Genomic DNA, 12,498 nt, shown 5'->3' on the forward strand with positions numbered 1-12,498 from the left:
TGAAGACGAGCTGGTTTGTGTCACATGCAACCCATCTCGGGTATTCAACAAATGGCCGGTATTAACCGTGATATCACCGTTCTGCGTCTCAATTGTCCCTGAGGTGTTGATAACCTCGCCATTGGCGTTCCCTGCCGAATCACGTTGCATCCACAAACTGTTCCCGGCCAGAATGTCGCCACGCTGATTTTTTATACTATTGGCATAGAGGTAGAGGTTATTCGCGGCATAAAGAAGCGCGCTGTTAACAATATTCCCTGGGGCGCTGAGAACAAGGCTGCCACGCGTTCCGGTAAATCCATCAACTGCAATATCAGTGCGGCTGACAATATTGATGTTGCCGCCACCCTGCAGCGTGCCGCTGGCGTTGAGAGAAATACGGTTACCTGTAAGGCTGCTGTCACCATTGCCGGTGGTCAGCTGACCGTTGTTGGTAAGATTACCGCCTGCGCTGAGCGTCATGGCGTTGCCCTGTAGGGTCCCCTGGTTGTCGAGCGCGCTGTTGCTGCTGATGCTCAGGCGATTCCCGGCGGCAAGGGTGCCGCGAGCGGTAAAGCTGTTGATAAGTTGCAGCGTGGCACTCCCCAATGCCACCACCTGTCCGGCCTGATTGAACCCATTACTTTCCAGCGAGAGATCCCCGCCACTGAATAACCTGCCTGCCGCCTGCTGAATGACCTGTGAAGCTTTCACCTTCAGCTGACTGACGCCCATCACCGTTCCACTGTTGGTGAGCTGCTGGTAATTCACCGCCAGATTGCCGCCCTGCACAGTGCCCTGAGTGGTGAAGCTGTTACCGGTCAGTGTGCCCTGTTGATCGGCCAGTAATGTTCCGCTGTTGTCTGTGTTGGTCGCGTTAAGAATTAACCGGGACGCCTGCAGCCAGCCGCTATTCGTTAACTGCGGTGTGTTTAGCGTCAACTCGCCACCGGATAACAGCCTGCCGGCGTTTTTCATCGCGCCAGTGGCCTTAACGTTGCTGGTCCCTCCAGCCTGAATAAGACCGTAGTTATAGAGCTCCGGGGTGGTTAGCGTGAGCGTGCTTTGGGTCATCAATGTGCCCGCGCTGTTGTTGGTCAGACGCCCGCTTGCCGTCAGTAAAAGAGTATTGTTGCCCTGCAGAAGTCCCGAGTTATCAATGGCCCCGCTGGTTATCTCCAGTTCGTTGCCCTGAATGCGCCCGGCATTGCTGAGTGATGACGCCTGTACTTGAAGTTTACCCGCCGTTAACAGGGTTTTATTTTGCTGCTGGGTTAGTGCCCCGCTGAGCTGTACCGTCAGTCCCGTAACACCGCTGATTTCACCCTTGTTGTCCAGCGTCCCGCCATTCAGCATCAGGTTTTGTGCAATCCACTGCCCCTGGTTAGCAAGGGACATCGCCTGAAGTACCGTCAGTCCGCCAGCAGAAATTTTACTCCCCACACCAGAATCAAGCCTGTCGCTGAGCAGCAACTGCATGTCACCGGCACTTTGAATAGCACCGTTGTTAGTCAGTCGCTGGGCATCCAGCAGGATTTTCGCCCCCTGCCAACTGCCATTGTTGGTCACTACGCCACCGTTAACGGTCAGCGTGCCCTGCGTTAACAAGGCCCCTCCAGCATTATTTGTCAGGGTACGCGGGGGGATTGTCAGCGCCATCAGCATCATACGGCCCGCTGCCCGTGGCAGTGCGCCCAGCGTCAGCGCCTGTAAGCCTGTCAGGTTGCCCTGATTAATCACAGTTGCGGGTGTGATGGTCAGGATCTTACCCTGCACCGTACCGCTGTTATTCAGCTCATCCCCGGTTAACGTCATCGCCTGCTCGCTGAGCAATGATCCCAGGTTGTTCAGCGTTCTGGCGCCAATACTGGCATCCCCCTGGCTGAGAAGTTCGCCTTCATTACGAAGCTCGCCGCCGACCGTAACCTGGAGGTTATGACTGCTCAGCAGAGAACCCTGATGCTGCCAGTCATCGGTGTTAATTACCGCCTGCTCACCCTGCAGAGTGCCGTCAGTGGTCAACTGTGTGGCGTTTAACGTCAGCTTACCGGCGGTCAGGGTTTTGCTACCGGTTGTTGTAGTCAGATTCTCTGCCTGCGCATCCAGTGAACTGCTCCCCTGAAGTAGCCCGCTGTTGTTTACTGTCTTACTACGAAGGACAAGGCCGTCGGCGCTGATTTTTCCGTTATTTATCAGGCTGGCTGTCTGCAACGTCGTATTACCGCTGCTAAGCAAAATACCGTCATTTTTCAACTGCCCCTGAAGAGTTCCCTCAAGCTGACCGGTGCTGATGAGGGTGCCGCTATTCTCGAGCGCATCAAAAATGAAACCCAGTTTCTCAGCCTGCCAGGTTCCTTCATTACTGGCATTCTCGCCGTGCAATTTCAGCTCGCCGCCGCTCAGCATTTTGCCGCTGACCTGATTTTTCATCTGCTGGTAATCAGCCGTCAACGCCGTGTCACCCTGAATCAGCCCCCCGTTTTGCAGCACATTACCGGACAAAGTGAGTTGTTCTGCCCCGAGGGTGCCGATGTTGATTAAATCACCCTGAAGCTCAAGAACCCTGGCCATTAACTGGCCCTGATTTTCTGTGCTTCCGGTTTTCAGGCTCACACTCTGTTGGCTTAGTACTTTGCCACTGTTTTGCAGTTGATTTGCCTGCAGTTGCGCTGCGCCTTCACTAAGCAGATCGCCACTGTTCAGCAACTTATCAGCCTGAACGTCCAGATTCCGCCCCTGAATCAGTCCATTATTCGTCAGCCCGCTCGCATCTACGGTAAGCACACCAGCGCTCAGGAGCGTGCCGTTGTTAATAACGTTGTCTCCGGAGGCATGTAGTGCGGTGTTACTCTGCGAAATACCGCGGTTAGTGAACTGTGCAGCGTGTATATCAAGCTCATCGGCCGCTATCTGCCCATCATTGCTGAGCTGTTGCTGGAGTAGCTGCATATTTTTATCAGCCAGCAGCAGTCCGCTCTGCTGATTCGTCAGGCTGGTAGTGTCTGCCTTCAGATTGGTTGCGTTAATCTCGCCAGCATTCACCAGCGTCTCCCCTTTAAGGGAGAGGTCGGCACCGCTGTGGATCAGGCCGCTGTTATTGAGTTCTGGTAGGTTAAGGGTAAAGCTTTCATCAGAGCTGATCGTACCGCTGGCCCGGTTGTTAAGCAGGTTTCCGCTAAGATTGAGGTTTTTATTGCCCTGCAGTAGACCGGCGTTATCAATCTGGCTGCCGTTCAGCGTTAGCTCTGGAGCCAGGATTGAGCCTTGATTAATCAGGTCAGTGCTGGTGATTTGCAGATTGCCCGCGCCGGTGATTGTTGCCTTCGACGAATTTTCCAGTCGTTCTGCCCTAATCTCAGCGAACTCTCCGCCCAACACCTCACCGCTGTTTATAAGCGACTGGGTATTCAGGTTGAGGGTGTTGCCCACCAGTTTGCCGTTGTTAGTCACACTCTCGCTGTTGAGAGTCTGCGCCGCTTTAGCACTCAGCAGGCCGCTGTTCTTTGTTTCTCCGGCTTTGATAGCAAGATTTCTGGCCGCTATCACCTGCCCGGCGTTAACAAGCTGTTTCTGTGCGCCGAGATGGATATCCGTCCCGGCGTTGACGCTGCTCTCTTTATCGATCGATAACGCCGCACCGTTAAGCTGGATATCACGGCCTGCCGTCATAGTAGTGCTGGTTGAGGTCAGATTGCGTTTGCCGGTAATAGCCAGCGTACCGTCAGTGACAAGTGCGCCATTTTGTAGCGAGATATCCTGTTGCGATTGCACGGTGAGGGAGCCGCCCGCTTTGTGATCGCCGTTAAGGGCAACACCGTCCCCTTTAATCGTTACCGTGCCGCTGGTAAGGCTGTCATTTACTACCAGCCTGCCGCTGGCATCCAGCACCATATCGCCCTGCCGTGCATTCAGGTTACCGAGGTTAACGCCAACGCCCTTTTCGCTGGAAACCAGATGGATACGGTTGGCGTACATTCCGCCGAGTGCACCGGTATCAACCGCTATTGATGGCGCCGCACCTTCCCCGGCGATGGGTGTGACGGATCCGTCCTGACCGACTCTGTTTGCCCCGAGCGTTACCGACAGGTCTTTGGCATAAATGCCTGCATTAATCTCAGTGGCCCGTGAAATTATCGATACAGCGTCTGACTGGCTGCCATCCAGCCCCTTTCCTTCAATGGTGATGGCACCTTTCGTCACGTCGAGTGACTTCAGGTTACCCTGCGCATCAAACTGCGGTTTACCGGTGGTTAACGTCACGTTTGGCGTGTTGATAAACCCGCAGCCGTTACAGGTAATTCCGTAGGGGTTGGCCACCATCACATTGGCCGCTTTGCCCGCCACTTCGGTATATCCCTGCAGCTGAGAACGGTTGGCTCCGACGACTTCGTTGATGATCGCCTTCGCTTCCTGCCCCGCTTTCAGGTTGGGGTTGTTTTGAATGAGCCCACCCAACTGGGTCTGCGTCAGCCTGTTGGTGCCGTTATTGAGGATCAGCCCCTCTTTTCCAACGTTGTATTGCTGATACTGGTTATGTGAAATTCCCGCCTGATTGGGCGTGGTAATATTCACCACCGGCACACCGTTGCCTGCCGCATCCATTTTGGTCCCTGGCGTCACCGGGGTTACCTGAGCGGCAAAAGCCGGCAGTAAGGGTTGCGTGGCAATCAGGCCGCAAATCAGATAGCTCAGCGCACGACGGAAAAAGGAAACGGGTTGACGATCGTCCATAATCTTTGCCTCTTAGAAAGTCAGCCCGATGCGGGCATATACGCTGATGTTGTCTGGATGCAGGTAGCCGGGATGGCTGAGCGGAACACCAAGGGTGTACTGGGTATAGACATGCTGATTACGGGTGGTGATGCCTGCGGCACTTCCCCAAAGGGTGCCGGTAGCCCCCCGATTAAATTTGTCGCTTTTGAGCCAACCGCCGTCTACGGCAAAAGTGGTGCTGATTTCACCCAACACGGGCAGCGTCAACAGGCTGTAACTCACCTCGTTGCGCAGGTATCCACCCGCATCACCACTGAGGTATTGTTCTTTAAACCCACGCACGGAACTTTCTCCGCCAAGCGTCAGGCGTTCGCTGCCGTAGAGTCTGTCAGCTGACCATTGACCATAAAAACTGCTCAGCCACCACAGTCGGTTTGTCAGCGGGCGCTGATAACTTCCGCTCAAACTCCATTTACGGAACTCGGCCTTGGGGAGGTCGCCGTTTTTACCCTGGTCGCTTTCAGCATCGAGCCACGGCATTCCCCGGCTGAACATCGGGTTGAGCGTCGCCACGCCGCCTGCGATTTTTTGGGTATGACTGATCCCCGCCTGCAGGCTGGTTATTTTGCGGCTGCTGGTTTGTAAAAGCGTGTTGTTGAGGAAGTTACGACTGGTGTAATGACTCAGGCCCAGCTGAATACCGGTTTTGATATCACCATTGCGGAAGAGAACCCACGAGCCATTCAGGCGGTGTGCGATGTTGTCGCCATTGCTCAGCCATGTGAAGCCATTATTTTCAAAGCTACTGTGATAGCTGCTCCAACTGTAACTGTAATCCAGCAGCCCATAGCCATAGGGTACGCTTACCCCGGCCTGAAGGTTCTGCGCATCTCGCCACTGGCTGAATGCGCTGCTGCGTCCGCCGCTGATAAACCATTTGTCGGCAATCCCCAGCAGATTATTGCCCGTTACCGAAGCGTTCATTTGTCCAACGCCAGTCGTTCTCTGGCCGCTGTTATCAAAACTGACGGAGGTACTCAGAGGGAATTGCGCAGCGGTGCTAAGATTTACAACTGAGTAACCGGGCTTTGGAGACGGCAGGATTTCTATCTGCGCAGGCGTATTTTGCACACGATTGATCTGTTCCATTCCCTGCTCAATATCCCGCAGGTTCAGAATTCGTCCTTCCATTCCCGGAAACGTGGTTTTCAGTATGCGTGGATGAGCACCATCAAGGCGGATACTGTCGAGTCTTCCTTCAAGGACAGGAATGACCAGTTTACCCTGGGTTAAATCCTGCTCTGTCAGAAATGCCCGGCTGGTGATATAGCCGCGCTGCATATACCAGTCTGAAATTCCGTGTACAAGGGCATTAATTTCCGTTAAGTTCAGACAGCGATGAATATAAGGGGCAGCAATACTCTGTTTTTGTTTTTCTGATATTAACGTGGCGTTTTTAATCTGAATATCATGGACGGTGAAACAGGGGCCGCTCTGGTTTACTGGTTCGATAGCCGGTTTTTCAGGCGTTGCAGACTTCCACAGCGCATCGCGCTGTTGCTGGTTTTGTTGCAGGCGCTGGCTTTGTTCATTCTGAATAAAATCCCTATCACCCGGTGACAAGGGTGCCGCTAATGCGCTGCCAGTCATCAGTCCGATGACTAACGCCACCCACTTCCCTGTATTTGGTTTCATAAGTAATGTAAGTGATATTCTAATTGTAAGGATTATGTAAGCGATGCGAAGCAGAATATCACCTTAACAATCAGAAAGTTCCTCAACGACAAAAATAACATCAAAATCCCCTCCCTCTGAATTAACGCATCATCAAAATCTTCACTAAGTGAAATTTTAAGGTGATTTAATCCAAATAGGTAATTTCTGTATCAATGCTAAGGTATTTAGGATCAATGTGAGATAAGAATGCCTGATGACTGAAATCCAAAATCCCGTCAGGAATGGGTCTGTTCGCTTTTCAAACTACTGCTTTCAGGCAGGGCTTGTGTGAACTGAATAACATCTGTGTCATGCATGACCAAGAGCACCGATTATGATATTGTTTTATAAGGATATAAAATAATGGAGCATCACATTGAAGGTTTACACTTACCCTAAAAGCAGGTCACTGAGAGTACTCTGGGCACTGGAGGAAATTGGCGCAACATACGAGCCGATAAGCGTTGATATTTTAAGTCAGGATCCCAGCAAAAAATCACCCCATCCTTATGGGAAGGTTCCTTTTTTCACCGATGGGAATGTATCAATCAGTGAAACGCTGGCGATATGTATTTACCTGTGTGAGCAACACCCAGGAACACCTCTCTATTCAGCAGATCCACAGGAAAAGTCTCTGGTTAATTCGTGGCTGAGCTTTGCTCTCACCGATTTAGAAGCCCCAGTCTGGGGCCTGCTAAAACAGCTGGTCTTCACCCCAGAGAATCAGCGTTCGCCAGATTTAATGCATTACCTTAAACGCGAAGCAACCAACGTTGTTTCTCAGATCAGTCTACACACCGACCATACCTGGATAGCTGGCGACAACTTCACACTGGCTGACATCTTCATGTCTCATACTTTGCTTTGGGCGAAATTATGCGGGATAGAAATGGATAAAAAGATTGAAGGCTATCTAAGCAGAGCGATGAGTAGGCCATCCTTCCTGGCAGCCCAGGAGAAAAATAATCGCTGACCAGTGTCCCGGAGTGAGGAGTAGCCCCCGTGACCTGCTCCCCGTTGATTAGTGCACCCCGATGTTAGTAATGTCTTCATAAGCCACATGAGGACATCCCCATGAAGAAGCGTTTTTCCGATCAACAGATCATCAGTATTCTCCGCGAGGCTGAAGCCGGGGTATCCGCCCGTGAACTCTGCCGCAAGCACGCCATTTCCGACGCCACGTTTTACACCTGGCGTAAAAAGTATGGCGGCACGGATCGCTGCCGGTTTAACGCTTTAAAAGGCCGGGGAAAAGTCTGGCATTACTGGCCGGGGCTGGCGTATCAAAGAGCAAGCGGACGGCAAGGGGCGAAAGCTCTAAGCCCGGAGAGTTCGAGCTGCATATGCTGCTGGCAGGCACCCATCCCGACTTTGTTACTACACAACACAAGACGAAGCAGTAACCTGTATTAATCGCCTAAATCTGATGCGTACTCGGTGATGAGAGTTCCACAATCCAGCATGGCATAATAACGCTTAACATGATCGGAATTTGGCTGAGTGAATGGGATAAACCAACTGCCATCTTCCTTTTGTCTCTGATCGTCTAAAAACACGATATGCGCAGACTCGGCCGCTGCTATAGCCTCCTGATAAGAATCCCAACCATCGTATTTTTTTAAACGCGAACGCAAGACTTCAACTTTCGCTTCCTCAGGTGTGAAGTTTTGACACTTCACAAGGTTCTCTTTGCTATAAAGATACTGCCCTGTTTTCAGGTATATCAGTGTAACGGCCAATGCGACCACAACAACAGCCGCCCCGGCACCCACACTCCACATAACTACAACTTTCCTGCGCAAACCATTACCTCAACTTATCTTAAATTACTTGTTGTAAAAATGGCCGCCTGTAAAGGGGGTCTGAAGGTCAATGAAACGAAAACGTACGCTAAGAACATAACCATATGATTTTAAACTTATAAATTCCTCACGTTGTCATTCAGGTTTTCGTTGATTTGATTACCGCAGTTATTAACATTGAAAATACAAAAACCGCATGGCTACTGGCTTGTACGGGAAAGCTAAACAAGACCCTCATTTTCCTTACTCGCCCAATCAGCTCAAAAGCGCACTTAATGTACACTTTCGTACGATTGGACTTCAAACTCCTTGTAGGGCTTGATCAGGTCAACAGGCAGCTTTGAGCGAAGAGCGAAGAGCGAACGCGCCTCATCCACCTCCGGGTGATGCTCGGTAATTGCTGGTAACCTGCAGCCCGCCGAATTGACCATAACATTCGTTGTTGGTAACGATGTCACATGAGCTCAATACCAAAGCGACGAAGTACAAGGGCATAACCCCAGAAAACCACTACAGTCATGAGGCAGGATGCCAGTAGTGCGACCCAGAAGCCCCATTTCTGAAACATAACGGGAAAGCACAAAAACATAGGGAGGGTCGGGATTACATACCAAAACGTATACCACGCGTGACTGGCGATCTTTTGCTGCGTTTGCCCCTCAAGCTTCATCCATATTAAGACCAGCACGGTCACCAGAGGTAAGGCTGCCAGTAGTCCGCCAAGGCGATCGCTTCTCTTTGCAACCTCGGAGACGAGTACAACCATTGCCGCAGTAACGGCATACTTCACAATCAGCCAGAGCATTGCATTCCTCTTGTCTTAGACACCCGGATTCACCATAACATCTTAATAACCAAGCTGAAAAAGCGCCCCTGGTCGCCCCGGAAAATCAGTTGTTCTGATACAAATCCCAGCGATTACCGTAGAGATCTTCAAACACCACCACCGTTCCGTACTCTTCCTCCCGCGGCTCCTCACAAAACTGAACGCCTGCGGCCTTCATAGCATGATAATCTCGCCAAAAATCATCGGTCTGCAGGAACAGGAACACCCGCCCGCCGCACTGGTTGCCGACAAACGCTTCCTGCCTTTCGTTTGAGGCGCGTGCCAGAAGAAGATTGCAGTCGCTTTCCGGATTCGGCGTCACCACTACCCAGCGCTTACCTGGCTGAGGCGTGTCTTCGACAAGCGTGAACCCAAGCTTGCTTGTGTAGTACTCAATCGCCCGATCGTAATCGTCCACGACGATAGCCACATAACCCATACATCTTTTCAGCGTTCTCAAAATCCACTCCTTCCGTTTTGGGATGAACATGCAGGTCACTGGTATTGATCATAACATCAGCAAAGTGCCTACAGCGCTATCCCCATTGCCGATTCTGGATTACAACCCTGTACCCATCATGATCCTGAAAAGTCACGCCGTCGTTATCCCAGTAAGGATTGAACGAGCTCACCTTGGTAAATCCGGCCTCTTCCATTCTTGAACATGTATCGTCCCAGAGCGCCTTATCAGGAACGTACAGAACCAGTAAATCCTCATCAGAAGGGGATGGTGACACGGGGTGATGATGGCACTGTGTAAATTCCAGATGCCAACCCAGACCATCACGCCCAAGCATGTGTCCGCTGAACCCTTCATGATCTGAAAAAGAGCCTAATTTGATTAGCTCAATCCCACGACAGTACATTTCACAGCTGAGATCCAGATTGCTGACAGGTCGAGCCAGGCGAAGGTGGGTAAAGTTCATGAACTCTCCTTTGTAGTATCCCATCACTCATATTTAACAAAACAACGGTTCCGCGCCCCTCTGATGTTAGTGCAAAATCTCCCATCTTATGTCCGGAAAACTGTCCATAGGCTTGTAGATAAATTTCGCTTTGAGTGCATAGCTATGGCGTTAAAACAGTCAAAATGATTTTGGCACTCGTTAAGAGAGGGAACCGGAAAAAGGGGGATGTAATAGTCATTACTCTCGTCCTCTCCAACGTCCGCTGCTGGCACAAAACCGTCAGTCAAAAGAACTCGAGTATTCGTGAAATATTGTCAGTTACGATTTAGCAGTAAAAATCATCCTGGCGCTCTTACCGTCATTCGGCAAAAATATGCCACTGAGTAATTTACTGAGCAGGCCTGGAATGATTCTAAACTCAATGATGTGGCTGGCATCAACACTGCTTTTTTTCGCCTGGATCTTTGGTATCACACTGAAGAATACTTTCCGCACCAATGCGAAGCATTTTGTCATCCTGCTGGTCGTGCACCTTATGCTTAGCTTTGCTGCGATTGCGCTTAAAAAACATGGTGTCGTCGTTATGCACAAGGGCGACAGTCCATGGCTGCGCCTGAGCCTGGGGCTTCTGGTGAAAAGCTATATGGCATTAGTGATGATCATAATGACCAGTTTTATGATTGCACTAGCCAGCAGAGGCGCGCAACAGATGACACACTTTCATAAAACTCACAATGCGACCAACCTGCACCGTAACCCGCTGAAATTTTACCTGCGGCAGGAAAACGCCATTGTCTGGGTATATCGCCTGTTATTTCTCGGGGGTGGCGTTTATATCCTGTGGGCCATATGGTTTCGGTCGCCGTTTTAGGGGATGGATGAATACGATATACCCAAACCAAAACTCTGTGTTTACCTGCTTCACTGATAGCCCCCAGCGGTATGGAAAGGGTTAGTTTGGACATTGAAAATTATTGTACGTTAAGGTGATTTTTGTACCTCTGTGTTGTAGTAGGGCTTAACCACTTTTACAGGCAGTTTTGAGCGAGGATCGGACGTTCCGTTTGCAGTCGGGGGTCAAGAGAGCTTCGAAATGTCAGGGACAATCAGATTCTTGTTAACCAGAAGCGACGAAGACCTTTAAAGGCTAATTCCGCAAATGACCCGCTAAAAAACTGCATTTATGGTTTGATTACTTACTGGCGTATAAGCATGCGTACCTGCTTGCCGCGATAGTTAACATAACTTTGAAACTGGAAACCAAAACGCTCAGCCAGATAATTTGAACGTTTATTTTCTTCGTCAACGATACAACATACTGGGGAGGAAAATGTCTGGTCGGCCCACAGTAAAACTGCGGCCAGCGCTTCAGAAGCATAACCTTTGCCACGAACCTCAGGAATCAACGTCCATCCAGCTTCAGGGTATTTTAACTCAGGTGTGATATCACGATGAGCATCCTGGAAACCAAAGGCACCAGCATAACGACCTGTTATTTTCTCAAACACTGCCCAATAGCCATACCCTAACGCGTGCCAGTGCCCGATATAACGTAATAAGCGGGTCCAAACCATTTCTGCTGTTGGATTCTCACCGCCATTAATTTTAGCCATCTCAGGAGTGCTCCAGCACGCCATAAGCGTTGGAAACTCGTCGAGCGTAAATTGCTTTAAAATCAGTCGTTCTGTTTCAAGACGAGGCGCTTGCTGAGCAGTCATTACTTCTCCTGGTTTTAGCATTCTTGATGCGGCTATTTTACCACCATGCACGGTTCTTCTTTCACGGGCAATCAACTGTACCAATGTCCGCTTCTGGCACACAGCAGCCGTTCAAACCAAACCTCGTCATAGGGCGAAAGTTATGCGCCAATTTTAGTTGACGGTGGTCAAGTGGTTTGCAAACGATCGCCAGGTAAAATGCAAATGGGTAGTCAAGTCAGATGCAATTACGCTGGTTAACTTAAAGGTGCTGCTGGGCGGAACCCGCGCCACCGTCGGAGCCGGACGTGGTTGGTAAGCTGAGACGGGCCTGTAAAAAGCTGTCTGCGAGCAAGCAGCAGGTCGTCGAGTTTATTCAGGTAATCGCCACGCCGCAGAAGCGCCCCCGGAAGATCCTGGAGGGAACGGTGGAGTGGTGGCCGATCTAAAGTAACTGACTGGTTATAAAATAAAGATCCCGGCAACGTGACGCCGCCGGGAGTCAGATTACTGCGGGCCGCCAGTCCTGGGATTGGCATTCTCCGCGCGCGGCTGCGCCAGCCGGGCAAAATCGGATCCCGCCGGATGCTGGTAAATCTGCAACTCAAAGTGGCGCGCCATCGCATAGATATACTCAAAAATCGCCGCCTGGGTATTTTCATAATCGGCCCAGTAAATCGATGAGGTGAAGCAGTAGATCTCCACCGGTAAGCCATCCGGTGAAGGTTTCAGCGGACGCACCACGATATACATCTCTTTTTTAATATCATCACGCTGGGACAGCCAGGCTGTCAGGAATTTACGGAACACCATTAGGTTGGTAATGCCGTTTTCCATAAACCAGCGGTCGCCGACCG

Annotated in this window: 9 protein-coding genes and 2 pseudogenes; 3 read left to right on the forward strand and 8 right to left on the reverse strand. The window is 50.8% G+C overall.

Annotation, left to right across the window (positions count from 1 at the left end):
• Window positions 1-4,710: filamentous hemagglutinin N-terminal domain-containing protein (locus tag WCC56_RS17690; protein WP_424693638.1), on the reverse strand; the 4,710-nt coding region annotated here is incomplete at its 3' end.
• 12 nt (window positions 4,711-4,722) lie between these two features.
• The gene (locus WCC56_RS17695) at window positions 4,723-6,387 is read right to left on the reverse strand and encodes a ShlB/FhaC/HecB family hemolysin secretion/activation protein (RefSeq protein ID WP_424693639.1); all 1,665 of its coding nucleotides are present in this window, start codon (window positions 6,385-6,387) and stop codon (window positions 4,723-4,725) included.
• 397 nt (window positions 6,388-6,784) lie between these two features.
• Here WCC56_RS17695 and WCC56_RS17700 point away from each other — a divergent pair, with 397 nt between their 5' ends.
• Both WCC56_RS17700 and WCC56_RS17705 read left to right on the forward strand, forming a co-directional pair.
• Complete coding sequence (locus WCC56_RS17700; protein ID WP_424693640.1) at window positions 6,785-7,381, forward strand: glutathione S-transferase family protein; 597 nt, start codon at window positions 6,785-6,787, stop codon at window positions 7,379-7,381.
• 101 nt (window positions 7,382-7,482) lie between these two features.
• Window positions 7,483-7,650 (forward strand): annotated as a pseudogene (locus tag WCC56_RS17705) (transposase); the annotation flags it as partial.
• Between the two features lie 167 nt (window positions 7,651-7,817).
• Here the strand turns inward: WCC56_RS17705 and WCC56_RS17710 are convergent.
• From WCC56_RS17710 to WCC56_RS17725, 4 genes are all read right to left on the reverse strand, one after another.
• Window positions 7,818-8,189 carry a hypothetical protein gene (locus WCC56_RS17710; RefSeq protein WP_424693641.1) on the reverse strand — a complete coding sequence of 124 codons (372 nt, stop codon included), beginning with the start codon at window positions 8,187-8,189 and terminating at the stop codon, window positions 7,818-7,820.
• Between the two features lie 475 nt (window positions 8,190-8,664).
• Window positions 8,665-9,015, reverse strand: a complete 351-nt coding sequence (locus WCC56_RS17715) for a DUF3147 family protein (RefSeq protein ID WP_424693642.1) — start codon at window positions 9,013-9,015, stop codon at window positions 8,665-8,667.
• A gap of 85 nt (window positions 9,016-9,100) precedes the next feature.
• A complete protein-coding gene (locus WCC56_RS17720; protein ID WP_424693643.1) occupies window positions 9,101-9,496 on the reverse strand; it encodes a VOC family protein in 396 nt (131 codons plus the stop codon).
• Between the two features lie 76 nt (window positions 9,497-9,572).
• Entirely contained in the window at window positions 9,573-9,962 is a 390-nt protein-coding gene (locus WCC56_RS17725) for a VOC family protein (protein ID WP_424693644.1), read from the reverse strand.
• Between the two features lie 403 nt (window positions 9,963-10,365).
• On the opposite strand from WCC56_RS17725, the gene WCC56_RS17730 reads away from it, so the two are divergent.
• Window positions 10,366-10,815, forward strand: coding sequence for a hypothetical protein (locus WCC56_RS17730; protein WP_424693645.1), 450 nt, complete (start codon window positions 10,366-10,368; stop codon window positions 10,813-10,815).
• 325 nt (window positions 10,816-11,140) lie between these two features.
• Here WCC56_RS17730 and WCC56_RS17735 read toward each other — a convergent pair whose 3' ends face one another.
• Together WCC56_RS17735 and WCC56_RS17740 are read right to left on the reverse strand one after the other, a co-directional pair.
• Window positions 11,141-11,662, reverse strand: coding sequence for a GNAT family N-acetyltransferase (locus WCC56_RS17735; protein WP_424693646.1), 522 nt, complete (start codon window positions 11,660-11,662; stop codon window positions 11,141-11,143).
• 486 nt (window positions 11,663-12,148) lie between these two features.
• Window positions 12,149-12,498 (reverse strand): annotated as a pseudogene (locus WCC56_RS17740) (hypothetical protein); the annotation flags it as partial.

It is taken from the genome of Erwinia sp., assembly GCF_049696395.1.
Lineage (GTDB): Bacteria > Pseudomonadota > Gammaproteobacteria > Enterobacterales > Enterobacteriaceae > Erwinia.

What these genes read in the sequence shown, in the direction of transcription:
- WCC56_RS17725 (WP_424693644.1), bottom strand. Translation starts at nt 9,962, where the DNA reads ATGAACTTTACCCACCTTCGCCTGGCTCGACCTGTCAGCAATCTGGAT.
- WCC56_RS17730 (WP_424693645.1), top strand. Translation starts at nt 10,366, where the DNA reads ATGATGTGGCTGGCATCAACACTGCTTTTTTTCGCCTGGATCTTTGGT.
- WCC56_RS17715 (WP_424693642.1), bottom strand. Translation starts at nt 9,015, where the DNA reads ATGCTCTGGCTGATTGTGAAGTATGCCGTTACTGCGGCAATGGTTGTA.
- WCC56_RS17710 (WP_424693641.1), bottom strand. Translation starts at nt 8,189, where the DNA reads ATGTGGAGTGTGGGTGCCGGGGCGGCTGTTGTTGTGGTCGCATTGGCC.
- WCC56_RS17695 (WP_424693639.1), bottom strand. Translation starts at nt 6,387, where the DNA reads ATGAAACCAAATACAGGGAAGTGGGTGGCGTTAGTCATCGGACTGATG.
- WCC56_RS17735 (WP_424693646.1), bottom strand. Translation starts at nt 11,662, where the DNA reads ATGACTGCTCAGCAAGCGCCTCGTCTTGAAACAGAACGACTGATTTTA.